The sequence below is a fragment of the Saccharicrinis aurantiacus genome, from assembly GCF_947489045.1.
Lineage (GTDB): Bacteria > Bacteroidota > Bacteroidia > Bacteroidales > Marinilabiliaceae > Saccharicrinis > Saccharicrinis aurantiacus.
Map to the genome: position 1 here is coordinate 155,550 of NZ_CANLCN010000009.1, position 26,946 is coordinate 182,495.

General features: G+C 35.7%; 30 protein-coding genes. 17 read left to right on the forward strand and 13 right to left on the reverse strand.

Features of this window, described 5'->3' with window-relative positions:
* Positions 1-141: 141 nt before the first annotated feature.
* On the forward strand, positions 142-1,938 hold the full coding sequence (gene typA / locus QMO11_RS12195; RefSeq protein WP_282037545.1) for a translational GTPase TypA: 1,797 nt from the start codon (positions 142-144) through the stop codon (positions 1,936-1,938).
* Between the two features lie 95 nt (positions 1,939-2,033).
* Here typA and QMO11_RS12200 read toward each other — a convergent pair whose 3' ends face one another.
* Positions 2,034-2,963: an FISUMP domain-containing protein gene (locus tag QMO11_RS12200; RefSeq protein WP_282037546.1), complete on the reverse strand. Its 930-nt coding sequence runs from the start codon at positions 2,961-2,963 to the stop codon at positions 2,034-2,036.
* Positions 2,964-3,224: 261 nt separating this feature from the next.
* On the opposite strand from QMO11_RS12200, the gene QMO11_RS12205 reads away from it, so the two are divergent.
* Entirely contained in the window at positions 3,225-4,241 is a 1,017-nt protein-coding gene (locus tag QMO11_RS12205; RefSeq protein WP_068475657.1) for a branched-chain amino acid aminotransferase, read from the forward strand.
* Between the two features lie 350 nt (positions 4,242-4,591).
* Positions 4,592-5,584: a methyl-accepting chemotaxis protein gene (locus QMO11_RS12210; protein ID WP_282037547.1), complete on the forward strand. Its 993-nt coding sequence runs from the start codon at positions 4,592-4,594 to the stop codon at positions 5,582-5,584.
* Here QMO11_RS12210 and QMO11_RS12215 read toward each other — a convergent pair.
* Positions 5,581-5,976, reverse strand: coding sequence for a hypothetical protein (locus QMO11_RS12215; RefSeq protein ID WP_282037548.1), 396 nt, complete (start codon positions 5,974-5,976; stop codon positions 5,581-5,583). The two genes, QMO11_RS12210 and QMO11_RS12215, sit on opposite strands and share 4 nt — an antisense overlap.
* A 231-nt stretch (positions 5,977-6,207) precedes the next feature.
* Here QMO11_RS12215 and QMO11_RS12220 point away from each other — a divergent pair, with 231 nt between their 5' ends.
* Genes QMO11_RS12220 through QMO11_RS12240 form a run of 5 tightly spaced genes read left to right on the forward strand, consistent with a single transcriptional unit; the run spans position 6,208 to position 9,446 of the window.
* Positions 6,208-6,624: a hypothetical protein gene (locus QMO11_RS12220; RefSeq protein WP_068475651.1), complete on the forward strand. Its 417-nt coding sequence runs from the start codon at positions 6,208-6,210 to the stop codon at positions 6,622-6,624.
* An 8-nt stretch (positions 6,625-6,632) separates the two neighbouring features.
* Positions 6,633-7,289, forward strand: a complete 657-nt coding sequence (locus tag QMO11_RS12225) for a hypothetical protein (protein ID WP_282037549.1) — start codon at positions 6,633-6,635, stop codon at positions 7,287-7,289.
* 16 nt (positions 7,290-7,305) lie between these two features.
* Positions 7,306-7,905: a TlpA family protein disulfide reductase gene (locus QMO11_RS12230; RefSeq protein ID WP_282037550.1), complete on the forward strand. Its 600-nt coding sequence runs from the start codon at positions 7,306-7,308 to the stop codon at positions 7,903-7,905.
* On the forward strand, positions 7,905-8,903 hold the full coding sequence (gene dusB / locus QMO11_RS12235; RefSeq protein ID WP_282037551.1) for a tRNA dihydrouridine synthase DusB: 999 nt from the start codon (positions 7,905-7,907) through the stop codon (positions 8,901-8,903). Before QMO11_RS12230 ends, dusB begins: the two co-directional genes overlap by 1 nt.
* A 3-nt stretch (positions 8,904-8,906) precedes the next feature.
* Complete coding sequence (locus QMO11_RS12240) at positions 8,907-9,446, forward strand: methylated-DNA--[protein]-cysteine S-methyltransferase (RefSeq protein WP_282037552.1); 540 nt, start codon at positions 8,907-8,909, stop codon at positions 9,444-9,446.
* A 16-nt stretch (positions 9,447-9,462) separates the two neighbouring features.
* Here QMO11_RS12240 and QMO11_RS12245 read toward each other — a convergent pair whose 3' ends face one another.
* From QMO11_RS12245 to QMO11_RS12290, 10 genes are all read right to left on the reverse strand, one after another.
* Entirely contained in the window at positions 9,463-10,695 is a 1,233-nt protein-coding gene (locus tag QMO11_RS12245) for an ABC transporter permease (RefSeq protein ID WP_282037553.1), read from the reverse strand.
* A 7-nt stretch (positions 10,696-10,702) separates the two neighbouring features.
* Positions 10,703-11,530, reverse strand: a complete 828-nt coding sequence (locus tag QMO11_RS12250) for a class I SAM-dependent methyltransferase (protein WP_282037554.1) — start codon at positions 11,528-11,530, stop codon at positions 10,703-10,705.
* Positions 11,531-11,532: 2 nt separating this feature from the next.
* A complete protein-coding gene (rbfA, locus tag QMO11_RS12255; RefSeq protein ID WP_068475683.1) occupies positions 11,533-11,871 on the reverse strand; it encodes a 30S ribosome-binding factor RbfA in 339 nt (112 codons plus the stop codon).
* Positions 11,872-11,937: 66 nt separating this feature from the next.
* Positions 11,938-12,192 carry a membrane protein insertion efficiency factor YidD gene (yidD, locus tag QMO11_RS12260; RefSeq protein WP_282037555.1) on the reverse strand — a complete coding sequence of 85 codons (255 nt, stop codon included), beginning with the start codon at positions 12,190-12,192 and terminating at the stop codon, positions 11,938-11,940.
* Positions 12,185-12,586, reverse strand: coding sequence for a ribonuclease P protein component (locus QMO11_RS12265; protein WP_282037556.1), 402 nt, complete (start codon positions 12,584-12,586; stop codon positions 12,185-12,187). Before QMO11_RS12265 ends, yidD begins: the two co-directional genes overlap by 8 nt.
* 76 nt (positions 12,587-12,662) lie before the next feature.
* Positions 12,663-13,412 carry a uroporphyrinogen-III synthase gene (locus QMO11_RS12270; RefSeq protein WP_282037557.1) on the reverse strand — a complete coding sequence of 250 codons (750 nt, stop codon included), beginning with the start codon at positions 13,410-13,412 and terminating at the stop codon, positions 12,663-12,665.
* A gap of 22 nt (positions 13,413-13,434) precedes the next feature.
* Positions 13,435-14,583: a DUF4271 domain-containing protein gene (locus QMO11_RS12275; protein ID WP_282037558.1), complete on the reverse strand. Its 1,149-nt coding sequence runs from the start codon at positions 14,581-14,583 to the stop codon at positions 13,435-13,437.
* Between the two features lie 22 nt (positions 14,584-14,605).
* Entirely contained in the window at positions 14,606-15,187 is a 582-nt protein-coding gene (locus tag QMO11_RS12280) for an LOG family protein (protein WP_282037559.1), read from the reverse strand.
* Positions 15,188-15,190: 3 nt separating this feature from the next.
* Positions 15,191-15,631 (reverse strand): DUF417 family protein, encoded by a 441-nt coding sequence (locus QMO11_RS12285; RefSeq protein WP_068475629.1) that lies wholly within the window; start codon positions 15,629-15,631, stop codon positions 15,191-15,193.
* Positions 15,632-15,697: 66 nt separating this feature from the next.
* Positions 15,698-16,417 (reverse strand): hypothetical protein, encoded by a 720-nt coding sequence (locus QMO11_RS12290; protein ID WP_282037560.1) that lies wholly within the window; start codon positions 16,415-16,417, stop codon positions 15,698-15,700.
* 198 nt (positions 16,418-16,615) lie between these two features.
* Here QMO11_RS12290 and QMO11_RS12295 point away from each other — a divergent pair, with 198 nt between their 5' ends.
* Positions 16,616-17,854 carry an ATP-binding cassette domain-containing protein gene (locus tag QMO11_RS12295; RefSeq protein WP_282037561.1) on the forward strand — a complete coding sequence of 413 codons (1,239 nt, stop codon included), beginning with the start codon at positions 16,616-16,618 and terminating at the stop codon, positions 17,852-17,854.
* Between the two features lie 88 nt (positions 17,855-17,942).
* Here the strand turns inward: QMO11_RS12295 and QMO11_RS12300 are convergent, their stop codons facing one another.
* A complete protein-coding gene (locus QMO11_RS12300; RefSeq protein WP_282037562.1) occupies positions 17,943-18,623 on the reverse strand; it encodes a hypothetical protein in 681 nt (226 codons plus the stop codon).
* Positions 18,624-18,689: 66 nt separating this feature from the next.
* Between QMO11_RS12300 and QMO11_RS12305 the strand changes: the two genes are divergently transcribed.
* From QMO11_RS12305 to bioD, 8 genes are all read left to right on the forward strand, one after another.
* Positions 18,690-20,288 (forward strand): hypothetical protein, encoded by a 1,599-nt coding sequence (locus QMO11_RS12305; RefSeq protein ID WP_282037563.1) that lies wholly within the window; start codon positions 18,690-18,692, stop codon positions 20,286-20,288.
* A gap of 61 nt (positions 20,289-20,349) precedes the next feature.
* Positions 20,350-20,646, forward strand: a complete 297-nt coding sequence (locus QMO11_RS12310; protein ID WP_282037564.1) for a hypothetical protein — start codon at positions 20,350-20,352, stop codon at positions 20,644-20,646.
* 52 nt (positions 20,647-20,698) lie between these two features.
* Positions 20,699-21,676: a biotin synthase BioB gene (gene bioB, locus QMO11_RS12315; protein WP_282037565.1), complete on the forward strand. Its 978-nt coding sequence runs from the start codon at positions 20,699-20,701 to the stop codon at positions 21,674-21,676.
* A 287-nt stretch (positions 21,677-21,963) separates the two neighbouring features.
* Positions 21,964-23,262, forward strand: coding sequence for an adenosylmethionine--8-amino-7-oxononanoate transaminase (bioA, locus tag QMO11_RS12320; protein WP_282037566.1), 1,299 nt, complete (start codon positions 21,964-21,966; stop codon positions 23,260-23,262).
* Positions 23,256-24,422 carry an aminotransferase class I/II-fold pyridoxal phosphate-dependent enzyme gene (locus QMO11_RS12325; RefSeq protein WP_282037567.1) on the forward strand — a complete coding sequence of 389 codons (1,167 nt, stop codon included), beginning with the start codon at positions 23,256-23,258 and terminating at the stop codon, positions 24,420-24,422. Before bioA ends, QMO11_RS12325 begins: the two co-directional genes overlap by 7 nt.
* Positions 24,419-25,081: a DUF452 family protein gene (locus QMO11_RS12330; protein ID WP_282037568.1), complete on the forward strand. Its 663-nt coding sequence runs from the start codon at positions 24,419-24,421 to the stop codon at positions 25,079-25,081. The genes QMO11_RS12325 and QMO11_RS12330 overlap by 4 nt, the downstream gene beginning before the upstream one ends.
* A gap of 11 nt (positions 25,082-25,092) precedes the next feature.
* Entirely contained in the window at positions 25,093-25,851 is a 759-nt protein-coding gene (gene bioC, locus QMO11_RS12335) for a malonyl-ACP O-methyltransferase BioC (protein ID WP_282037569.1), read from the forward strand.
* 6 nt (positions 25,852-25,857) lie between these two features.
* Positions 25,858-26,529 carry a dethiobiotin synthase gene (gene bioD, locus QMO11_RS12340; protein ID WP_282037570.1) on the forward strand — a complete coding sequence of 224 codons (672 nt, stop codon included), beginning with the start codon at positions 25,858-25,860 and terminating at the stop codon, positions 26,527-26,529.
* Positions 26,530-26,946: the final 417 nt, after the last annotated feature.

Sequence of the window (26,946 nt, forward strand, 5' to 3'; positions counted from 1 at the left end):
TTGACATTCTTGTTTGATTTCCATTATATTAGGGTCAGATGTTAAAAAAACTTATAAAATAGCGCTATGTCTAACACTTAAGCAATAAAGCGTGTTAAGTCATAATTAAACACTACATTTGCACCCTCATTTGAAATTGCTATGCAGGATATAAGAAATATTGCAATTATTGCACACGTTGACCACGGTAAAACTACCCTGGTAGACAAGATGTTACTAGCCGGTCAATTATTTAAAGACCATCAAGAGGTTGGTGATTTAATAATGGATAACAACGACCTTGAAAGAGAGCGTGGTATTACCATTTTATCTAAAAACGTTTCAATGGTGTATAAAAACACCAAAATCAATATTATTGATACCCCAGGTCACTCCGACTTTGGTGGAGAGGTTGAGCGTGTTTTAAACATGGCCGATGGTGTACTACTTTTAGTAGATGCTTTTGAAGGACCAATGCCACAAACACGTTTTGTACTTCAAAAAGCAATTAACTTAGGCCTTAAGCCAATTGTTGTTATTAATAAAGTTGATAAAGAAAACTGTCGTCCAGAGGAGGTACAAGAGTCGGTATTCGACTTAATGTTCAACCTTGGTGCTACAGAAGACCAACTAGATTTTGTAACCATTTATGGTTCTGCTAAAAATGGTTGGATGAGTACTGATTGGAAACAGCAAACTGATAATATTACTGCTGTATTTGATGCAGTTGTTGAAAATATTCCAGCGCCAGAGCCAAACGAAGGAACACCTCAGATGTTAATTACATCTTTAGATCACTCGCCTTACACAGGTCGTATTGCTATTGGTCGTGTTCACCGTGGTACTTTAAAAACAAACCAACAGGTTTCGTTAGTAAGTCGCGATGGTTCAATCACAAAAACTAAGATTAAAGAAATTAACGTATTCTCTGGTTTAGGTCGTACTAAAGTAGAAGAAGTTTCAAGTGGCGAGCTATGTGCCTTAATTGGTTTAGATACTTTCGACATTGGTGATACTGTTGCCGATATTGAAGAGCCAGAAGCTTTAGATCCTATCTCTATCGACGAGCCAACAATGAGTATGTTATTTACAATTAACAACTCACCATTCTTCGGACAAGATGGTAAATTTGTTACTTCACGTCATATTAAAGACCGTTTAGATGCTGAGCTTGAGAAAAACTTAGCACTTCGCGTTGAAGATACAAACTCTGCTGATGCATGGAATGTATACGGACGTGGTGTACTTCACTTGTCAGTATTAATTGAAACAATGCGTCGCGAAGGTTATGAGCTACAAGTTGGTCAGCCACGTGTAATCATTAAAGAAATTGGAGCTATCAAACATGAGCCAGTTGAGGAATTAACCATCGATTTACCAGATGAGTATTCAGGTAAAGCCATCGAAATGGTTACACAACGTAAAGGTGATATGTTAAGCATGGAGCGTAAAGGTGATCGTATCGTTATCGAATTCCATATCCCATCTCGTGGTATTATTGGTTTGCGTAACGCAATGCTTACAGCTACAGCTGGAGAGGCAATTATGGCACACCGTTTTGTTGAGTTCCAACCTTACAAAGGCGAAATCAACAAACGTTTAAATGGTTCTCTTATCTCAATGGAAGATGGAGCAGCTATTCCTTACGCATTAGATAAATTACAAGATAGAGGTAAATTCTTTGTTGCACCGCAGCAAAAAATATACAAAGGTCAGGTAATTGGAGAAAATAACCGCGATGGTGATTTAACTATCAACATTACTAAAACCAAGAAGCTTACCAATATGCGTACTTCTGGTTCTGATGATAAAGTGAAATTAGCACCGCCAATTATCTTCTCATTAGAAGAAGCATTAGAATACATTCAAGGAGACGAGTATGTTGAGGTAACACCAAAAGAAATTCGTATCCGTAAAATATTTCTTGAAGAACACGAACGTAAGCGTTCTGCTAAATAACAAATAGTGTAAAAGCATTATTTATCATTTAGCTGTTTTCGAGTTAGCAGCGAGCCGCATCATTTATTTGGTGCGGCTCTTTTTTTATTTGAGATTTATCTTTTAATGAATTTGCATAATGCAATAGAGCCATCAAATAACGTTGCTTCAAGAATATAAATGCCAGATTCGAGCCCTGATACATCTACTTGATCAGATTCATACTTACATTTAATAATATTGGAACCAAGTGTATTGGATATTTTTATGGTTTCAACATTCGGAATTCGTAATGATATATAGTTTTCACATGGATTCGGATAAACGTCTATTTGTAAAAACTGTTTTGTATTACTAAATCCGGTATCATCAACTTCATCTTTCAAACAACGTACAGCTAATCCCTGATATTTATAATAACCACTTCTAACCATTTGGTTTTCACCTACAGTAAATAACCAAGCGAGTCTTTCATTAGGTCCATCGTGGTAAAAATCTCCACTAAGCCAAAACCAAGTTTCACTTTCTATAGTATTATAGAAGCCATATGCTCTTCTTCCACTGAATCTTTTTATTTCAAGTCCGCTAGTGCCACCTTCTAGTAATTCCTTAGTTTCCTTATAGACTTTAATCTCACCTCCTCCATCTGGAGATTGTGATTCCAAAATAGCACTAGTGTTTTCCATTAATTGATCAAACTCTATACTTGATGGTACGTGCCAACCATCCGGACATAGTTTATTCGAATTTACGGCTTCCCAATTATACATGGCGCCAAAAATATCTTTATTTTGTATATTATTTGAGTACCAACAGTATGCTCCTTCTGTTGCATTGGTCCAATTATTCTCGTCTGTAATATGCTGTATAGGCTTGCCATCATTGTAAGTCGTAGTCTTAAGGTTTTCCGTCATCCATTCTTGATTTCCTATCTTTACGGTTTGATATTTATTTCCATCAAAGTCACTTATTTCATTTGTTGTTTGGCATAAAACACAAGGTAAGATAGTAGCTAATAGTAGCGTAATGATTAAAAAATTCTTCATGATTAAAAAAAATTTATGAGTATTAAGTTAAATTTATAATGATGCCAGGTATTGAGAATTATAAGAAGTAATGCAGTGTAATAATTAAGAGATAAAAAGGATAGAATGAGCTGCATTTCGGTTATAGATAAAAGTTAATAGGTATCGGTTATATATCAAATATACCTATAAACATTGATTTTGTCATAAAAATATTTAACAAATTATTCATAGCTTTACAGCAGGTAAAAAAACTAGTATTTATTATTTTAATCATTTTCCATGAGTAATATCGATTGGGCAAATCTATCGTTCAGTTATATCAAAACGGAGTATAACGTTAGAAGCTATTTTAAAGACGGCCAATGGAGTGATTTAGAAGAAACTACTTCTGAACAAATCACAATGCATATGGCTGCAACAGGTATTCATTACGGTCAGCAATCGTTCGAAGGACTAAAGGCCTTCAAAGGAAAAGATGGGAAAGTCCGCATTTTCAGAATGGAAGAAAATGCCAAAAGACTTCAAAGTTCTGCCGACGGAATTTTAATGCAAGCGGTACCAACCGAGCTTTTTACCAAAGCTGTCGTCCGCGCTGTTGAGCTCAATCTAAAATTTGTCCCTCCATACGAGTCTGGAGCTGCTTTATACATCCGCCCTGTATTATTTGGTTCAGGTGCTAAAGTAGGCGTTTCTCCTGCTGATGAATTTACATTCGTGGTGTTTGTAACCCCTGTAGGGCCATATTTCAAAGAAGGCTTTAAGCCAACTAAGCAAATGATCAGCCGTCAGTTCGATAGAGCTGCACCGCAGGGTACGGGTAACTTAAAAGTTGGTGGTAACTACGCAGCAAGTATGAAAGCCGGACAAATGGCACACGATAATGGTTATTCTTCAGTTCTTTATTTAGATAGTAAAGAAAAGAAATATATCGATGAGGCTGGTCCTGCTAACTTTTTTGCCATAAAAGGCGATAAGTACATTACGCCGCTTTCTAATTCAATTTTGCCAAGTATCACCAACATGAGCTTAATTCAGTTGGCTGAAGATATGGGCTTAACCATTGAACGAAGAAAAGTAGCATTGGAAGAATTAGCTACCTTTGATGAAGTGGGTGCTTGTGGCACTGCAGCAGTAATATCGCCAATTGGTCAAATTGATGATATCGATGAGGATAAATCATATGTATTCGGAGATCCTAAAGTAGCAGGTGAAGTGAGTACAAAGCTATACAATAAATTAAGAGCCATCCAGTATGGCGATGAAGCAGATACTCATAATTGGGTAACCGTTTTGTAATACATAGTTTAGCATAAAAATATTGTTGCCCATAGGTTTTATAACCTATGGGTTTTTTTACGAATAATTAGATGATATATTTTACGAATACTAGTAATCGTTATCATTTGTTGAAATACAAAAACTTCGTCTATGTCCATTAAACTTTAGGGTTATATAGCTTATAAATAATAAGGGAATCGGTATAATAATTGCTGATCCTAGAAAAATGATAACTATATAATATGAATAACTTTTACATCTTTTGTTTAATTCTAATCCCAAGCATAAGTATAAGTACCTCCTTCCTATTTTACAGATATAGAAACTCTATACTTAAAAATGTAGTTATAGCCATTGGTTTAACAACGATGATAGCATCAATTGCTTCAGCCTACGTAATGTATTCAAATCTTAACCACTTTCTAATTGGTTTCTCTATTGCATTGCTTACAATTATTATTCTAGTACGCCTTCTTAAAAAGCAAATTACAGGAACTATAGCACAACTTAAAGATGAAATTTTAGCTCCAATAGCCAAAGGCCACTTATCTAATAAGATTGATGAAAGTTTTTTAAATAGGAAAGATGAATTTGGAGAAATTGGCAATACTATTTCAAATATAAAAAATCAGCAGCAAGAGTTAATACAATACATAAAAAGAAGTTCTAATCAGGTACTAAAAATAGTTGAGTCAAATAATCAAGACGCAGCACAATTAGCTGATTCAGCAAATGAACAAGCCGCTTCAACAGAAGAGTTATCATCTACTTTGCTTGAGGTAATGAAGAATGCAAATATTAGTTTAAAAGCTACAAATGACTCAGCTTCACTTTTTAAGCAATTGCAGATAGATGTAAATCACGTAAATGATGTGTTTAATAATAATTTAGAATCAATTAATAAAATTGCAAACAAGGTGGTTACGTTAAATAATATTGCGGCTGAAACCAATATACTTGCGTTAAATGCCTCGATTGAGGCGAGCAGGGCTGGTGAAATAGGAAAAGGATTTGGAGTTGTAGCCGGTGAAGTAAAATCTTTGGCTGAGTTTAGTTCTGATGCTGCCGAGCAAATTAACATACAGATTGCCGAAACAATTGGCTTGTCGGATAATACGAGCAATAGACTTATTGATTTACTAAAGGATATTGATGTAACCAGTGAATTATCTAACGAGGCGCTCCAACTTAGCAACCAACAGAATATAGCAATGGATCAGGTAAACTCTACCACAAGTGAAATTTCAAGTCTAGCCAATAAAAATGCCATTACAGCCGAAAAAATGCAAACAAGTACTGATGATCTAAAGAAGGTAGCGCTGGAACTTAATCAATTAGTTAATAACTTCACTGTTGATTAGCTAGCTTTCATTCTACGCTCTTCAACAATCATTAAAGCTTCTTCTCTGATGATGTCGGGTAATTCAACAAGGCGTAGTTGCATGCTCTTAATCCACGAAGCTACTTCACGTTCTTTAAGTGTATAAAGAACATCTCTAAATTCTTCAATAGCTTCATCGCTATATGATTTTGAAGGAGTGCCTTTGAAACGATCTAATTCTTCATCCTCAAAATACTCTATATTATCACTTGATGTTAGTAGGCTATCTGATTCACAAACTTCATGAGCGCCACAACAATCATCAGCAATTTCAACTTTCTCCTCTTCTAACTTTTCCTTCTTCCATGGTTTGTTAGAGGCAAACCATGCCACTGCCATTGCCAGTATAATTAATGCAATAATGTAAATCATAGGGCAAAATTATAAAAAATGCGCTTACGTTGTTACGTTTATATCTAATATTAACAAATCATTAGCATCCGAATAAATAAATTTAGCTTGCTTAAAGCTTACATTATTATAATTCAATCAATAGGTATGCCAACTATTTCTTAAATCCGCTTTATTTTCGCAATTTTGCAGCCGCTTTCACATAGGAGGCAATCAATTAGTTTTGGTATAATTTTGGCATTAATTATAGATATGGCAAGTAGCGAGATAATGAATTTAGAGGAGTTACATTTCTTAGGGATTAAGGTAGTGTATAAAGATATGATTGACCAAGGTTACGAGGTTTTGAATGTGAGAAAAGAGTTGGATATCAACCCTCAAATTTTGGCTAAAAAAGACGATCAGTTTTATGCCGTGGTTGTTAAAACTGGCTATTATCCTGAGATGGGAATTGTGTTGCCAGAGATTATTCAGCAAGTTCGAGAAATGGGGCGTAAAAGAAATGCACTTTGTTATTATGCTAGTGTAGGTATCGCCAATGCTAATGGGAAAACAGAAAAAGAAATGGCCCGCCCAGTTGTTGGAGGCGAGTATTACATCAACTATAAAGGGATTATTCCATTTCCTGAGCTTAAAGCTAAACTACCATCTATTAATAAAGAAGATTAGTGCAAGTAATGAATCAGTTGAAACAAATAGGTGAATTCTTAAAAAAGAATAGAACTGTAATATATGTTATTTTAGGCTTGGCCTTGATGTTACAGATTTGCAGTAGAGGAGCATCCACACCAGGCACCACAACAACTACTCAAGGTGTTGAAGAAGTAATTACTGATTCAATACAGGGTATGGAGGCACCAACGAACGAGCCATCGCATAGTAACGATATTAATTCGTTAATGATAATGATTGGTTTGGTTTTGGCATTTTTTGTGGCCAAACGTTATGGCTATCTCGAAAAATTATTTCCGAAGGTAGTTATAGTAAAACTTAGTTTTGCAAAGCAACGAAGTACGGGTAAATTAATAGCTCAGGTTGTACTTATTAATCACAAAAAGGAAGCTATTAATTTCGAAAATCCTGTTTTAATCTTCCATAAAGGAAGCAAGAAGCGTGAGTTTGTTATTAAAAATATGGGCGGGGTAAATTATTTTCCTCTAACTTTAGTTTCGGGTGTGGGTCATAAGTTTAATGTTGATATTCAAAAGTTTTACGATAATGTTGAAGGATTAAATCAATTTAAAAACATTAGTGTAAGCTTTAAAACTACTGTTGGCAAAACACATACAAGTATGAAGTGGCCAACGTGGATGGTTACAAAAAAGATAGGTTAAGTTAAAACCAATTTAGATGGGATTTTTAAGAGAACAATGGGAGAAATATAGAGACCGAAAAACAAAGGCCGGAATTGTGCTCGATTTTGTTTTTTTGGCTTTGTTTTTAGCTATGCTTAATCCTACAACGCGCAAGGTGATTAGTTCTTCTGTAATTAGATATACGATGACTGCACCTAAGGTGGAGAAGAAAATAAACTCACTAGCTGATGTTGATTATAATTGGAGGTATCAGGATAAGGATGGCACCGAAATTAACTTTTCCGAGAATAAAGGAAAGGTTGTATTACTCAACTTTTGGGCAACATGGTGTCCGCCGTGTGTTGCTGAAATGCCATCGCTTCAAAAGTTATATGATGAATATGGCGATAGGGTAGAGTTTGTGCTAATTACAAACGAAGGTTTTAATATTATTGATCCTTTTATGACTAAAAGAGGATTAAGCTTGCCTGTATATACGGCCATTGATCCTGTGTCTGATATCTTACAAAGTAAAAGTATACCAGTTACTTATCTCATTTCAAAAAAGGGTGAGATTATTCTGAGTAAAACAGGAGCCGCTAAATGGCATAGTGATAAAGTAAAACAAGTAATTGACAATTTATTGGTTGAATAGTGAAGATAGGAAATTTACAATTACGAAAGCATCCGCTTTTATTAGCGCCCATGGAGGATGTTACAGATCCTTCGTTTAGACTATTGTGTAAAAAATATGGTGCAGATTTAATGTATACTGAATTTGTATCGGCAGATGCATTAATTCGTAGCATTGAAAAAACACAGCGAAAACTCAAGATATTTGATGAGGAACGCCCAGTAGCTATTCAATTATATGGAAAAGATATTGAGGCAATGGTTGAAGCTGCTAAAATTGCAGAGCAAGCTAAACCGGAGTTGATTGATATCAATTTTGGTTGCCCGGTTAAAAAAATCGCAACAAAAGGTGCTGGCTCAGGAATGCTTCGCGATATTCCGAAGATGATTGATATGACTACTCAGATTGTGAAAGCGGTTAACCTACCGGTTACGGTTAAAACACGTTTGGGTTGGGACGAGGATTCTAAGATTATTGTTGATGTTGCTGAACAACTTCAGGATACTGGTATTCAGGCTTTGGCAATTCACGGAAGAACACGAGCTCAAATGTACAATGGTGAGGCAGACTGGACTTTGATTGGTGAGGTGAAGAATAATCCTCGAATGAATATACCTATCATTGGTAACGGAGACATAACACACCCGCAAAAAGCGAAAGATTATTTGGATAGATATGGGGTTGATGCCCTTATGATAGGCAGGCCTACCATTGGTCGTCCTTGGATCTTTAGAGAAATCAGACATTACTTAGAAACGGGTGAATTACTTGATCTGCCAAAAATACCAGAGCATGTGGAAATGATACGTGAGCATCTGAATAATAGCATTGACTGGTTAGGCGAACGCAGAGGGATATTGCATATGCGTCGTCATTTGGCAATTTCGTTTAAAGGTTTGCGCGACTTTAGAGATCTAAAAATTAAAATGCTTAGAGCCAACACGGCGGAAGAGGTACATGCTTGTTTAAATGAGATTAAGGATAAATATCCCAACGAAATTTCTGATGTAAGGAGTTAGTTTATGGCTAGCTCTATTACCATAAAGTATTATCAATCGCCTGTAGGAGAGTTAATTTTAGGAGAATACAGTGGGAAGTTATGTATTTGCGATTGGCGTTATCGCAAAATGAGAGATGCGGTTGATAAGAGAATACAAGAGGCTCTTGATTGTTGCTATACAGTTGGTGAATCTGATTTGCTAGATGTTACTATAGCTCAGTTTAAAGAATACTTTGTGGGTAAACGCAGGGTGTTTGATGTTCCATTATTACCCATTGGTACCGAATTTCAAAAGCGTGTTTGGGATCAACTCCTTACAATCCCTTATGGGGAAACGTATTCCTATCTTCAACTCTCAAAAAAATTAGGAAATGAAAAAACGATTAGAGCAGTTGCCTCTGCAAATGGTGCCAATGCTATTTCAATTATTATTCCGTGCCACAGAATAATAGGTGCCGATGGTAGTTTAACTGGTTATGCAGGAGGCTTACCTGCTAAGAAAAAACTATTGAGTTTGGAGGATGCCCTACCAAATCAACAGTTGAGCCTTTTTAAACTTTAAAATAATCAAGATCTTTTTACGCCTCTCCCTTAAAATATCTTTTTACAATTACTTTAACAGGATAAAGTGTAGCTAAGAAACCAATTGTGGTTACTGTTGCAAGTGTTGTGAATATATCTAATATTTCAAGTTTTACCGGATAAGCATCTACAACAAAATTACCACCACCACTAAAATGAATAACCCCAAAATATTCTTGAATTAGAATTAAAACAACCCCTACTACAAGACCCGATATTACTCCGATTAATGAGATTAACCAACCTTCAAGTAAGAAAATGCGTGTCACTAATTTTTGATTAGCGCCCATACTCTTTAAAGTTGTGATACTTTCTTTTTTATCAAATATCAGCATCGACATGGTTCCAATTAAATTGAAGGTTGCAATAATCAAAATGAAGCATAAAATCAGATAGGCCATTATCTTTTCAATGCGCATCATTTTATAAAAGCTGGCATGTTGCTCTTGCCTGTTTTGCACATTAAAAGAACTCCCTAGTATTGATTCAATTCTTCTCTGGGCAGAGCTAATATTATAGGATGGATTTAAGGAAATAGATAAAGACGTTACTTCAGAGTTTGAATATTTAAGTAGTCTACGTGCCAAATCAATATCAATAATGAGGTATTTAGAATCGTACTCCATTTGCTTCACTAAAAACACTCCTTTCGGGTGTATGTAATGCGATTTAAAGGCCTCGTTAGGTCTAGCAAGATTTATTTTCTTATTTCTATCAGGAACATAAATCATTAAAGGAGTGAGAAAGCTAGTGCGTACATTTAGTTGGTCGGCTAACACGTAACCAATAACCCCACCATAGCCATCTTTACTTTTTAGTTCAAATTTGCCATTATAAATTATGGAATCTAGTTTACTAACTCTAACAAAGTTAGAATCAACCCCCATAATAATACCGGTTACTTGTCTGTCTTTATACTTGAGTAAAGCATTATCTTCAATAACAGGGGCAATATAAGTAACCTCCTCAAGTTGATTTATGGCATCAAGGTTTAAGGAATCAGTTGAAAAGTACTTGCCTTCGTTTAGGGTAATTTTGATATCAGAATCAAATGAACCATATAAGTTTCCAATTAGGCCATGAAGTCCGTTAAAAACAGACAGAACCATTAGTAATGCAATGGTACCTACCGATACTCCGATAATAGAAATGGTTGAAATAACATTAATTATCCCTTTCGACTTTTTACCAAACAGAAATTTTAATGCTATTTCAAAAGACAGCTTCATTCAGTAATTATTTGAAAGCTTTAACAATTAAGCCAGTTCCACTTTTATGGGTTTTTGCAACATCCATTGCATTTAGCAATAAACAAAAAGGGAAAGTTATTAAATAGTAGAAGGGTAATAAAATGAAAAATGCTTTAGTAGCATTAAGCATGATAATTGGATACTTCATGGATAATTTCCATGATATTTTGCCGGGTATTCCGTACGAATATCTAGCATCAATATCTCTAAACCCTGCCTTCTTAAGTTTTTGAACTATTTCTTGCATATTATATCCATCGCGAACATGCTCATCAATAAAGCCAGTTACTCCGTCATCGTGCTCAGCATCGTGATGATGTGCATCAGATCCTCCTTGGTCACTTGGGGTTGATATTAAAATCATACCTCCAAGATTCATTGCCTGATAAAGGTTTTTAAAAACGCCTTCGTCGTCTTCAATGTGCTCCATCACATCTACGGAAACAACTAAGTCGTATTTATCTTTTTCTTCAAACTTAGTTAAATCGGCAAATTTAAATTTTACCTGCTCTTGTCGGTTTATTTTTGTGAAGAATTGATTACAATCAGCAATCTGTTCATCCTTAACATCAACACCGGTAATATTCCACTTCTTATTTATCCCAGATAGGAAGTAAACATACTGGCCAAAGCCTGAACCTGCATCCAATACATTAAGTTCGTTACCTACTTTTTTCGACCATCGCTTTATTTCTTTTCTGATGTGCCATGAGCGAAGAAGCAAGAGGTCGAGCAGTTTATAAAATACACGTCGGAGCGAAGGTGTGCTATTAAATACTTTTCCTAAACTACGTTTTATTGGGTCGTATTGCATTGTTATTCTTTTAGTAAGCGGTCAATATTTTCAAGATAATCTAATGAATCATCTAAAAAGAATTGTAAATCAGGAATAACTCTTAGTTGTTTTCCCGCTTTCATTCCTAATGCTTTACGCACTAGGCCACCTTTTGTTTTAATTTCTTCAATTACATTAGCTGCATTTTTAGATGGGAATATGCTAAGGTAAACTTTTGCCATTCCTAAATCTGGTGAAATACGAACTTTAGAAACAGAAACCATTGTTCCTAAGGTTAATACTCTAGCTTCTTGTATAAATATTTGGCTTATTTCTTTTTCGAGTAATCTATTTACTTTTTTTTGCCTGGTAGAATCCATTGCTTTTGATTTTATTTTGTACGAAAATAATCTTTTTACTTTAATAACAATATGCTTTCGCATTGATTATGGAACGGGATCATGTCCGTGTCCGCCCCACGGGTTACAGCTTAATATACGTTTAATGACAAGGTAAAAACCTTTAATAGGGCCATGTTTTTTAAGTGCTTGTATAGAATAGGCAGAACAACTTGGTGTGTACCTGCATGATGCTCCTAGCATTGGAGATATGGTATATTGATATATTTTAATGGGAATTATCAAAATGAAGGTAAAGAACCTTTTAATCCAAAATCCAATATGTTGAAAGAAACTAATCATTGGGTTCACTGAGCTTCTGGCATAATTTATCCAAGGCTTTAATCATACCTTTTTCAATACTATCATACGACATTTTACTTGATGATATATAAACCATTGCAATCGCAATTTGTTGATTTTTTTCTTTAAGTAATGTTTGTAAGCCTTGTCGGTGCAGTCTATATGCTTCTTTACTTCGCCTTCTTAATAAGTTTCGGTGTACAGCTCTTTTAAATTTTCGCTTCCCAACAGAGAACAATATCTGAGAATGTACATCCTGCGGTAACTCAGTATCTAAATAAATTACTCTAAAAGGATAACAAACAAAAGCCTTTCCCGAGCTGAATACATCGTTAATAACATTATGGCTGCACAGTCTTTCGGATTTAGGGAACGAAAAGTCGTCTGTGTTCATTCTATTTGCTTGTTTATATAGAGTAAAAAAGGGCATTAAATAATGCCCTTTTATTAAATATATCTTTTGTTGTAGTTTATTTGCCTTTGTTGTGCTGCTTAATAAACTGCTCTAAAGCCATCGTCATTGATGGAGCTTTTGGCATTGGAGCTTGAATATCTAATCTGTATCCAGCATTAGTAACTGCTTTAGCTGTTGCCGGACCAAAAGTTGCAATCATTGTCTCATCTTGGTTCCAATTAGGGAAGTTTTGTAACAAACTTGTAATTCCAGAAGGACTAAAGAATACAACTATGTCATAATCAATGTCTTTTAAATCGCTTAAGTCACTACTAACAGTACGATATAAAATAGCTTTTGAATACTTAATCTTATTTTTCTCCAATAACTCTGGAATCTCTTGCTTATGAATATCAGAAAGAGGTACAAGGAATGTTTCGTCCTTATGCTTCTTAATCACATCTACTAAGTCAGGAAATTTACCTGTTGAATGGAAAATTTTTCTTTTACGATAAACAATGTATTTTTGAAGATAGTAAGCCGTTGCTTCATTAATACAGAAGTATTTCATGTCATCAGGTACAGTAACCCTCATTTCTTCAGCAACTCTAAAGAAATTGTCAATTGCCGTACGGCTTGTGAAAATTACAGCAGAGTGATCAAGGATATTAATCTTCTGCGTTCGAAACTCTTTTGTAGGTACGCTCTCAACTTGAATGAATGGTCTAAAATCAATTTTTACATTGTTTTTTTCCGCTAATTCGAAATATGGAGATTTTTCGGTCTGTGGCTTTGGCTGTGAAACCAAAATTCTTTTAATCTTCAAAGCTTTACTGTTTTAATTTCAACTATGCCCCTTTAAAAATATTATACATAATTAATAAAGGCAAAATTTCTAGGGCACAAAGATACAAAAACAAGTAAAATAACGATGCTATATTACCTAAAATTAATTGCAAACCTCTTGTAATCTGAATTAAATAGAGGCTGATCATCAATAATATTCCAATTTTTAATAGAATTTCCACCATGCTGATCTCAATATATGGGATGATGGCAATAAATGGTAATAGAATTAAACTTCCTATTTTACTATGTCTTTGGCCAATCCATAAATATTCTTTTGTTTGATCAGTGGTATCAAAAATATAAGCTACCAACCTATACATTCCTGCTTTGAAGGTAAAATAGGCAAGAATTATGAGCATACAGATTGGAATTAACCATAGTCCCAGTAGTTTCACATGAGATAATTGAAAATAACTGCTGAATAAATATAAAAATATGGATGCATTTAGCACAAAAAGAACATTTAGTACAAAAGACGGTAATTGATTTTGAGTACTAAATGTGGTGGTTAATTTTCGGGCTGCTTGACTATAAATTAATGACGAAAATAATTCCTTAAGATATTTGAAATTGCTGATACGAAGAAATCCAACAATGGCAATCACAAATATTAAAAGCCCAGAGATAACATCTTTATCTGTGCTTGAAATAAACTGGCCTTCTTTTAGCTTTGAGTTTTCACCTACTAAAGTTTGTGTTTCAGTTCTGGTGTTATTTTCTTGATTGATGATGGAGTCTGCTTCGAGGGCTAAACTGTTTAAGGTCTGATTTATTTCTTCATTTTCTTTCTCGTGTTTAATGATCTCAATAACTCCTGAGTTATCAGTTGTAGCGGTGTTGATCCATTGTTTATCACTGCGTGGGATTGGGTTTAGATAGTCATTAACTACATTGTCAAATAGTGGACTTTTATTATTTACAGGACGAACTTTAAGATTGTATTTAATCGAATCTTCAGCACTAGGGGTATAATGTTTTATTTTTTTACGCGGTGTATATCTCTTTTGTACCTGAAAGCGAACTGGAGTTTCAGGTATAGAAGTAATTGTAGTTGATGACTTAACCTTTAGTTCAGAATTCAAACTGGGTTTAATCTCAGTGCTTGTGCTATCAGCAGTTATTGTATTTTGAGGTGCAAAGTACTTCATTAAATTTATATAATCACCAGTATTATAATATTGAATTATTGGTTGTTTTACTATCTCTTAATTCTTGCGAAATAACTTCTACAATGTTTTCAACAGAAGGAACTTCAATCCATAACCTAGCGTTTTCGCCTGTCATAAAGTTTTCTTCTATCATTAGCTCTAGCATTTTAATGAGCGGAGTATAAAAACCTTTAGCATTAACAATCACTATGGGTTTATTAAATAAGCCTAGTTTTTTATTAGAAAGTACTTCGGCAAGTTCTTCTAATGTGCCGGTGCTGCCGGGTAATACAATAATAGCATCAACACCTTCAACTAAAAGCTGTTTGCGCTCGGCCATGGTTTGTGTAATCACCATATCTTCAACGCCCTTGTGAGCCCATTCTACCTCAACCATAAATTGAGGAATAACTCCTCGTACCGAGCCTTTGTTACTTAGCATAGCATTGGCGGCAGCTCCCATTAAACCTATTTCGCCACCACCGTAGTTCATGGCAATATCTTTTTTGGCTAATATTTTGCCAAGTTGTGTGGCTTGGTCTAAGTAGTATTGATCTACTTTGGGGCTTGAAGCGCAGAATACGCAAACTCTTTTTATTGTCATAATTTATAAACTATCTCCTACGCACCATGCAGATGCGCCAAGTAAAATAAAATCTTTTAATATGGTTTGCCCGGCTTTTGATAACTCAGGGAAGCCGTAGCCTGCTAACCAAACATAATCAGATGTAAAGAGTAGAGATGCGCTAAGTGTAAACATTATTACTGCAATAAGCCCTCCCCAAAATGATAATGGACGAGAAACGGGCTTAAGCATAATAAGTATACCTGTTGCAATTTGTAGGTAGGCAATAATAGAGTTTAAAGCATAAGGGGTAATGTATTTTAGTACCCACGAAACATATCCGCCACTAATAAGTTGGCGTGTATAATCTGCTTCAAAGTTCTTGAATTTTAAAAAGCCAAGCCAAATAATTACAAAGGCAAGGCCATATCTTAGCATAAATATGCCAAATGATTTTAAAATTTTGCTGAGAAGGTTTTTCATGCAAATTGATATTTTCTAATTCGGTTTCGAAGATAGTTAATATCAATTGAAGTTTGAAACCTGACTTTACTTCAGTTCATCCAAATCTAAAATAAACTGGCTATTCGGATAAGTTGAGTGGATGTATTTGTCAATATCAGTCTTTAATTTATCTAGTTGTTTAATAAATTCACGTTTTACAGTTCCTCCAAATTTAGATACCTGTATGTGGAAAGTAAAATTGCGCCCTTTGTGCTTCTGCACATTGTTAGCCGTTTCAAATATCAAACGGTTAATATCAAACAATAAACGTTCTTCGTTCATATGCCCAATTAGAAACGCGATGGACGGATTCTTAACCGTATTCTCTTTTGTTTCAACAGCATTGCAAGAGCTCTCTTCTTCCTTAGGTTCCTCAACAGAATAGAAGATATTATCCTCAATATTGCTGAACTGTAATTCTCCTATGGGTTCATAAGTTGCTTTGTTTACCAACTGATAATAAACTAAGCCTTTATTAAACAGCTTGTGGTAGCCTTTATATAAAAAATAGTGTAGTTCTTTGTCGTTTTCTCTTGTAGCAACAAAGTCACTTATTACAATGGCTTCTGATTCGTACTCCGATAATATTTTTTGTACAAAACTATTGGTAAATTCCTCCATGGGAAGGCTCACTTCTTTACCAAAATTTGTACGTAACATTGCTTTGTTGGGTTCTTGTAGTTTGGCTTCATTCGAAGCGAGTAGTTGAATATTCGCTTTTTCAATGAGAGATTTTAAGTTTGCTGCGGATTCAAGATAATTCATGTAGTTGTTGTTTTTTTTGTCGGTCTAGCATCAAAATTATCAATTTTATTAAGATAAATGACTGTTTATGCAGGGGTTTAAAGTGAAAAAAGCTTAAAAAGAACTATATGTACTCGCTTTTGATACCCTTATGTTCTATTTTTTACTTCGATAAATTGAAAATGCTAAATTTGTAGCGCACCAAAACTGAGTATAATTGTGAAGCATTACGCCATTGAAAGTGAATCAATCTCTGTAAAAGGAGATTGGGTTAAGCATATTTTAAGTCCGCAAAAAGAAAAAGATTTACCAGAATTAGATAATAAACGGGGGTTACTTTTTTCAAATGTAACACTCGAAAAGATGATTGATGATGAAATGCGTCATGATAATTTTGCTTTATCGCTCGATAAGAGTAGAAGTATTAGAACCTATTCAAGCGGGGAGCAGAAAAAAGCACTTCTAATATATTTAATTAATCAAAAGCCTGAATTTTTAATTTTAGATAACCCATTTGATTGTTTAGATGTGGCTTCGGTGGCTTCGCTGAAAGAAAGTATTATAGAATTAAGTAAAGTGGTTCCTATTATTCAGTTGTTTAAACGCGAGCATGATATACTTCCGTTTATTACTGATGTATTGGTATTGGAAAAAGAAAAGCTAGTTAAAAGGCATAGTCTGAATTCTTTTAAGGAAAGTTTAATTCATCAGAATAAAGATGTTTTTGTAAATGCACTTCCTGCTGCAGCAGGAAAATTAATTGAAGTGCCTCAAGTGTTAGTTGAGCTAAAGGATGTTACGGTAAGCTACGATGAGCGATGCATTATAAATAAGCTCAACTGGAGAATTCAGAAAGGTGAATTTTGGCATTTAATTGGGCCCAATGGATCGGGTAAAACTACCTTGCTTACTATGATTTATGGAGATAATCCGAAAGCGTATGGAGTGAATTTATTTTTATTTGGGCATAAAAAAGGAACGGGAGAATCGGTTTGGGAGATTAAAGAAAAGATTGGCTATTTCACCCCATCAATGACCGAATTATTTAGCGGTAATCACACAGCCGAGAATATGATTATTTCGGGCTTAGTAGATAGTGTTGGTTTGTATCGCAGGCCAACAGATATACAACAGCGATTGGCGATGCAATGGCTGTCGCTTTTAGGTTTAAAAGATAAGGCCCAAACTTTATTTTATAAGCTTTCGCAGATAGAGCAACGCATGATATTGATAGCGCGTGCCATGGTGAAACATCCGCCTTTATTAATTTTAGATGAACCATCTACCGGGCTTGACGATAAGCATGCTAATATGATGGTAAGTTTGATAAATAAAATTGCTAACGAAAGCGATTCGGCCATTTTATATGTTTCGCACCGCACAGAACTAGGCTTAAAGCCCGATAAAAAATATGTCCTGACTCCAAACGCTGAGGGTTCAATAGGAGAAGTTCTTTAAAAGAAATATTCCAAGTTTTATATAAATAATATTTACCCTTGAAGCTATTGCTTTCATGGGTAAATACTACCGAAAATTAGTTTAATAATCAAAAATTAAAGCCAATTTTTAAACCAAGTAATATAGTGGGGGTGCCCTCATTAATATCTTGGGCTACTAAACCACCAGTATTATTATCATTATAAGAAAACTGGGTATAATTGCGGTTTCTATATCCAATACCTATGTAGTAATCGAACAATACATCACTGTAGGATAGTGCAGAATAGCCAAATAATAATGCGGTTTCTTGAACTATCATATCGTTATTAGCAGAGTATTCGTTATTCTCTACATCTACACTATTATACGTTTCTGTATGTTTTCGATATCGGTAATAAGGAGATATATAAAAACCCTCTAAATCATACTGCTCTTTAGGAAAAAATTTTATTGAGGCATTATATGCATAAGCGATTTTATATTCAGTATTAGTATCGTTAGACATATCATCTAAATCGAAGTTATATAAATAGTCTTTATGTGTTAAACCAGCACCTATTTCAAAAGTGAAATAATTATTTAGTGCGCGTTCATAATTGATTATGAATGTTCCTCTTGGTAAAAGAAAAAGGTTAGTGTTTAATGCGTTTTTGTATTGTTTGATGCTCTCCTTGTTAAGAGTTTCTTCGGAATTGAACGCGTTATAGGTGACTACTGTTGTTTCTTGTGAGAATGAATTTTGACTTAAAAGGAGAATAATAGATATTAAGTGAAGAATCTTGGCCATAATAATATTAATTTTTTGTTTATTTGCTGCAAATAAACAATATTATATTAACCTAAACAAATGAAAATGAATCGTATAATGCTATTTCTTTGCGCAGTAATTATTGCACTAAACGTAAATGCCAAAGAGTTTAAAGTAAATGTAAGTAAATATGAGAAGGTTAGCTCAGGATCAATTATTAGATTTGCTGGAGGTGTAGATGATTATGTACACATTGTAAGTCGTAATGATGGTAAGGGCAAAGAATACTCATTAAAGGTATATGATGCGAATACTTTGCAAATAATAAATGAGGTAGAGTTAATTGGAAAAGGTGCACCTTTTGCAAAAGGATTTGTTTATAATAAAACGTTATTTGCTGACAATAAGGTTATTGTTATGTTTGAAACTTTTGAAAAGAAGAGTAAAACGCATCGCCTTTATGCGCAGTCATTCACTTTAAAAGGGGAAAAGATTGGTAAGGCTAAGTTGATTAACTCAGAACCAAGTATTTCAAGTAAGAGAACAAATAAATATAAAGTATGGCCTAGTCAGGATAGTACAAAGTTTATTGTAATAAAAACCCCTGATAATAAAAAGAAAGCAGATTTAGATTATTTGTTAAGGGTATATGATGGGGAATTAAAAAATATTTCAAGTGCAAAAGTTCAGCTTCCCTACAAAAATGAAGATGTTCGTGTTTTAGATTATTACGTATGTAATGGTGGAGAGGTGCTTTTACTTGTTCAAGTAGATAAGGAAGATAAAGAAAAACGAACAGATACCAAGTTTTTTGAGGCCTTACTAGTTGAACCTGATGGCGGTGCAATGAGTAAGTATAAGATTGAGTTGCCAGGTAAGAAGATTGAGGATGTAGGAATACGCTTAAATGAAACCGATGGGGTGGCTGTTTGCGCAGGCTTTTATGCAGATATTCACACTTCTGCAAAACGAACAAAGGGGATTAATGGTGTGTATTACATGCTTATTGATCTTGAAACAAAAGCAATTACTAAAGCCGAATCTAAAAGTTTACCTAATGATATTATTGCCCAATTAAATTCTGATAAAAAATTATCCAATTCAGAAAAAAAGAGAGGTGTTTCCAATTCCTTTAGTCTTCGCGATATTCATAAATTGGAGAATGGTAATTATTACATTGTTGCTGAGCAAAGACGAGATTATATAGTTACACATACTTCTCAAAATGGAGGTACCACAACTACGCATCATTACGAACGTGGAAATTTATTTACTACAGTTGTAAGTAATGAAGGGGAAATTCTACAGTTTACAGATATCCCTAAGAAACAGCATACAGTTAATGATGGTGGATTTGCATTGTCTTTTGGTACATTAAAGACAGGTAATGATCTTGTTTACTTGTATAATGAGCACAAAAGAAACTTAACGAAAGATATTAGAAATGCAAAGGATCTTTCTACTTTAAAGAAGCTGAAAGGCGCTATTTTAGTGGGTTCGGAGTTGAAGAGTGATGGAACGTATACTAAAACCCCAATTTTAAATAATAAAGATAATAAGCTTACGGTTATGCCTGAGTTTATGAGATCTTTAGGTGAAGATAGTGGTCAAGTAGTAGTTCCTTTTCAGAAAACAAAACCGAGAGGTTATTTAGGGCTTTTTTATAGCACTAAAATGGGGGTTATGAAAATATCATTAAACTAGTTATAATCATTGTATTTAGATATAAGCAATTTTACTTTTTTTATATTAGTTTTGCAGGGCAATGAAAACAGGATATTCATATACAAACCAGCAGTTTCGTTTTAAACAATGGAGCCGTAATGCTTATGCAGCTTTTGCTTCAATAGGCAAAGAGGTGAGTATTGGTAATCTTTCTATATCAGCAGCCCAATGGGTTGGTGATGCTTTAAATCAGCTGAGTGCTGTGTTTGAAGCTATTCTAAAATTGTCGGTTGATGATGATACGGATGAATTGCAAGATCAAGAATTATTAGAGTTGTTACCATTAACAGTTGCTGTTGATGCAGAATGTGCTATAAATAATAAATATAAACGATAATATAACTGCCGTTAATTGGAGCTTTGCTCTGGTTAACGGCTTTTTTTGTGCTATGGTTAACGAAATAAAAAACAGAATTTTAGCAGGTGGTGCCATTACAAATAGCGAGGCTATTGCGTTGGCTCAATTAAAGGATAAAGAAGAATTGTATGCTGCGGCAGATGATATTCGTAAGTTCTTTAAAGGTGATCATTTTGATATGTGCAGTATCATGAATGCCAAATCAGGCAAGTGCACGCAAGATTGCAAATGGTGCTCACAATCCATGTTTCATAAAACCGATGTTGAGGAATACGAGTTGGTTGATTTAAAGGAAGCTGAAGCGTTGGCCAAAGAAAATGCTGCCAAAGGGGTGCATAAATTCTCCTTAGTAACTAGTGGCCGAAAAATATCAAAAAGTAACTTAACTCAACTTTGCGGCGTGTATAAAAAGATTCAGAAAGATACGCCTATTCATCTCTGCGCCTCAATGGGTTTGCTTAATAAATCTGACTTAATGCAATTGAAAGAGGCAGGAGTAAAGCATTATCACTGTAATATTGAAACAGCTCCATCCTTCTTTCCTGAGTTAGTAAGCACACATAGTATTGAGGAGAAAGTGCGCACCATTCGTCATGCTAAAGAACTAGGTATGGGTGTTTGCTCAGGTGGTATTATTGGCATGGGCGAATCGCAAGAGCAGCGCATAGAAATGGCTTTTGTTTTGAAGGAATTAGAAATTGAATCTATCCCAATTAATATCTTAATGCCGGTTGAAGGCACTGCCATGGAAGGTACAGCCAAACTTAGCGATGAGGAAATTTTAACTGCCTTTGCCTTGTTTCGCTTTATTAATCCAAGTGCTAATATTCGTTTGGCTGGCGGTAGAAGTTTAATTGCTCATATTCAAGAGAAGGCCTTAAAAGCCGGGGTAAGTGCTGCTTTGGTAGGGGATTACTTAACTACGGTTGGTACAAATATTAAGCAAGATAAAGCCGCTTTTGAACAAGCCGGTTTTTCGGTTGAGAAGCAAAGTTGTTGTTCAAAGTAGCCTGATAAATTACTCAAGCCTTAAGGGCTTCTACTTTCTGCTACAGACCAAAAAGTAGAAAAAAAGTCCGTCGGCTGCTTTTTAAAAGTCTTCTTTATTTTAAACGGTTTAAGTGCGGCTGGGTGATCTTCGGGCAAAGCCCTCAGCTTCCCAGTCTTACTAAAACCTTATTAAAAACAGAAGCCCTTTAAAAAGAGGCCGAAGCTAGTCTTGGAAGGTATGGCTATTCTACTGTCTAACACTTCAGCCTTCAGCCCTAAAACTTACATACTATTAAACATTACCCAATGCAGACAAATAAGTTATTAGAATACGACAAAGAACATATCTGGCATCCCTACACTTCAACCACAAATCCCTTACCCGTGTATCCGGTAGATAAGGCCGAGGGCTGCACCATTCATCTAAAGGATGGCAGGCAGCTAACAGACGGTATGTCTTCGTGGTGGGCTGCCGTGCATGGCTACAATCACCCGGTTTTAAATGCCGCCATCGAAAAGCAGCTTAAAAATATGTCGCACGTAATGTTTGGCGGATTAACACACGAACCAGCTGTTGAGTTAGCCGAGCAGTTAATTAACATTACACCCGATGGTTTAGAAAAAGTTTTCTACTGCGATTCGGGTTCCGTTGCAGTAGAAGTATCCATGAAAATGGCGCTACAATATTGGTATGCCAAGGGTAGTAAAACTAAAACTAAGTTTGCTACGGTGCGCAATGGATATCATGGCGATACGTGGAATGCCATGTCGGTATGTGATCCTGATACGGGTATGCATCATATTTTTAATGGCAAACTGCCCATTCATTATTTTGCAGAACAGCCAAGCATTGCTTTTGATGCAGAGTGGAAGCCAGAGTCGCTAGCTCCGATGGAAAAGATATTAAGTGAAAATAGCGATGAAATAGCGGCGATTATTATTGAACCCATAGTGCAAGGAGCCGGTGGTATGCGCTTTTATCATCCTCAATATCTGGCAGGGCTAAAAACATTATGTGAAGATTACAATGTACTCTTAATTGCAGATGAAATAGCCACAGGCTTTGGCAGAACGGGTCAACTGTTTGCCTGTAATTTTGCCAATATAAGGCCTGACATTATGTGCCTAGGAAAAGCCATTACGGGCGGATACATGAGCTTTGCTGCCACCATAGCCACTGCTAATGTAGCGGATACTATCAGTAATGGCGAGCCAGGTGTTTTTATGCACGGCCCTACTTTTATGGGAAATCCTTTGGCCTGTGCAGTGGCCAATGCAAGTATAGAGTTATTGCTTCAAAGTAATTGGCAAAACAAAGTACAACACATCGAAAATACCTTGCGCAATGGCTTATCATCCTTAAAAGAAAATACCGCTGTTGCGGATGTTCGTGTATTGGGGGCTATAGGGGTTGTGGAGTTGAACGAAGCGGTTGATATGGCAAGTATACAAGCCATGTTTGTTGAGGCTGGTGTTTGGGTGCGCCCCTTCGGGAAGTTGGTTTATCTAATGCCTCCTTTTATTATTACCGATGCTGAACTACAGAAGCTATGCGATGCTGTGTGTAAGGTTGTTGTTGAAAGTACCAAAGCACTTGTATGTTAGATTTTAAAAAGCAATTGGCTCAAATATCTGAAGAAGGCTTGCAGCGTAATCTGCGTTCTGTAGCGCACTTAAAGGATGGGTATTGTAGTTTCGAAGGACAGAAGATGCTCAATTTATCGAGTAACGATTACCTGGGACTGGCTACCTACGAACCCTTAAAGTTGGAGTTTACCAAGCAACTTTTAGAGAATCCTGAGTGGCTTCAGTTCGGAAGTTCTTCTTCGCGATTATTGACTGGAAATTCCAATTTATATGATGAAACTGAAGGTCTGTTAAAGCATTTATATGGAGCAGAAGCTGCCTTGTTTTTCAATAGTGGTTATCATGCTAATGCCGGTGTTCTTCCCGCTATTAGCGGAAAAGGGGATTTGATATTGAGTGATAAATTATGTCATGCTAGTATAATTGATGGCATACGATTGTCTAATGCTGAGCAAATTCGTTACCGCCATCTCGATTATGAGCACTTGGAATCTATCTTGCAAAAAAAGCGAAGCTCCTACAACAATGTATTTATAGTAAGCGAATCTATCTTTAGTATGGATGGAGATGAAGCCGACCTAGGCATCCTGGTTCTTCTGAAGCAAAAATACGATGCTATTTTGTATGTGGATGAAGCACATGCCGTGGGTGCTGTTGGCGAAAATGGATTGGGACTGTGTGAACTGCAGGGAGTGGTATCTGATATTGATATTTTGGTGGGAACCATGGGAAAGGCTTTGGCTTCGGTTGGAGCCTACGCCGTTTTTTCAAAAGACTTGCAGCAAATGTTGATTAATAAGGCCCGCACCTTACTGTTTACAACGGCACTTCCGGCTGTAAATATGGCGTGGTCAATGTTTATTATTCGGCGCATGCCTAGCTTTAAGGTACAGAGAAAGCAGTTGCTTGATCTCTGCACTAAAACAAAAGAAGTACTGTATAATTCGGGTTTGCATCAGGGATTTATTGTGCCTTTTATAGTTGGTGAGAACAGTGCTGCCGTTCAGTTATCGCTTTACTTGCAAAAGAAAGGATATTTGGTCTTTCCTATTCGTCCACCAACAGTACCCGCCGGCACTGCGCGTTTACGCTTATCGCTCACAGCAAATATTAAGGAGGCAGAACTATTAAAAGCCATAGATATTATCAATACTGAAAAACAAAGATTGAGACAATGAAACATATGTGGGTTAATAATTGCCAGAATGACAAGCTGATTGTATTTTTTAATGGATGGGCTTGCGACAGTGAAGGTTTTCAGTTTTTAGAATGCGGTGGTACCGATGTGTTGATATTCTACGATTATTCATCACTATTAATTGAAGATGCCATTATAGATGCCATTAAATCTTATCAGCAAGTGCATGTTGCTGCATGGAGCTTTGGGGTTTGGGTAGCGCAATATATTATGGAAATAGCTCAGGTTAATGCTGCGAGCGCCACAGCCTTTAATGGTACACTAGCGCCAATTAATGAAAGTGCAGGCATACCCAAAGCAATTGCAGAGGGCACTTTACAAGGATTAAATGAAAGAACTTTTGGCAAGTTTCAGCGGCGTATGTGCGGAGGAGGAGATGCTTGGCAACAGTTTCAGACTCATCCGCCTAAGCGAAGCTTTGAGAATCAGAAAGCAGAATTGGCTTGTTTATATCGTCACTTTGAGTCACATCAATTATCGACTAACTCTTTTACTAAAGCTATCATTGGGCTTGATGATATGATATTTATGGCAAAAAATCAGCAGACCTTCTGGGAGGGAAAATTAGAAATTCAGACCATTGAAGCTCCCCACTTTTGTTTTTATAATTATACGCAATGGATACAGCTTTGCCAATAAAATCACATGTGATGAATAAACAATTATTAAAGCAACGTTTCTGTAGTGCTAAAGAAACTTACATTGAACATGCCTCAGTACAGGCAAAAATGGCTGTTGATTTAGTAGATCTAGCAAAGGGCTATGTTGATGGGAGCCAAGTGGACAATATTCTTGAATTGGGCAGCGGTACTGGTTTATTAACAAAGGCAGTGCTCAATTATTTTTCTCCCAAACATTATGCTGCAAATGATTTAGTGCCGTGTACTAATTCTGTTATTCAGGAGATTGTTGAATCCAATTCTTGTGCTACTTTTCAGTTTATTGCTGGCGATATTGAAGCTATTGATTTTCCTAAACGACAACATCTTATTTGCTCAGGAGCTACAATTCAATGGATAAAAAATTTGAGTGTTTTTTTTAGCAAGATGCATGATTGCTTGCAGGAGAACGGTTATCTTATTTTGTCGTCGTTTGGTCGTGATAATTATACCGAGATTAAAGAGATTACTACTCATGGAATAGCCTATCCTGATGTGTTTGAGGTGATGCAATTGGCTTCTGATTATTTTGAAGTTGTGGATCAAAAAGAGTGGCATCAGCAATTGTATTTTAAAAGTGCTTATGATGTGTTAAAGCACATGCGTTATACGGGTGTAAACGGAACCGCGAATTGTAAATGGACCAAAAGGCATTTTCAGAACTTTGTTGATAAATACGAAAATTACAGACACGATGCTGGTTACCCTTTAACTTACCACCCCTATTTATTAGTGTTGAAACGAAAATAATATAATATGAATTATATAGTCACTGCCATCGATACTGACGCCGGAAAAACTATTGTTACCGGGTTATTGGCAAAGTATATGCTCGATAAGGGTGATGATGTTATCACCATGAAAATGGCACAAACAGGTTGTGTTGAGCGATCAGAAGATATAGAAATGCACCGTAAAATAATGGATATGCCTTGGCAAGATCTAGATGAGGATGGAACAAGCTGCCCTTATTTATTTCCATTTCCTGCATCGCCACATTTATCGGCCCAAATGGTTGACACTGAAATAAACCCTGCTAAAATTAAAACAGCCTATCAAAAATTACAAAAGCAATATTCTAATGTTCTATTAGAAGGCGTTGGTGGATTAATGGTGCCTCTAAACCCCAAAACTCTATTGGTCGATTTTATAAAAGAGCTTAATGCTCCGGTTATTTTAGTTACCTCAGGCAGATTAGGTTCCATAAACCATACTTTACTATCACTCGAAGTTCTAAAAAGTAAAGGCATCCCGCTATACGGAATTATCTACAACCACTATCCCGTTAGCGATCCCTCAATTACTAAAGATTCAGCTAAAATTATTAAGCAGCACCTTTTGCGTTATTATCCCGATGCTTTATGGGGCGAGGTGCCTGAACTAAACACTTCAAACAAGGATCTGCAACTTGAAAATTGGTTTGTATAATTGTTATTGATTCATCTCTTAACTTATTAACATACGTAAAGTTCGGCGATTAAAGCCCTCTTTTTGTTGAAATCTTGAGTTATCAACAAAAAATAGGGGTTTATAAACGTGATCTGTTGGTTATTTTGTGAATAGCTTGTGATAAGTGTTTATATCCGTTTATATACTGTTGGTAAATGTATGAGCGGGGAACCAGTTTATCCACAATTTCTGTTCATAAGCCTTTGATAAGTGGTTTAAAAGATATGAGGATTTGTTAATTACCTTTAGGAGAAGGTGTAAAAAGCCTCAAAAGTTTGCTAAAATAGGATGTTGGATAAAATCACAAACTTTTTAACAAAGCTATTTTTATAGGGTAAAGCGGACTATTTTCGGCTTAATGTGGGTTATTAACAAAAAGTGGGGGTTTATAAACTG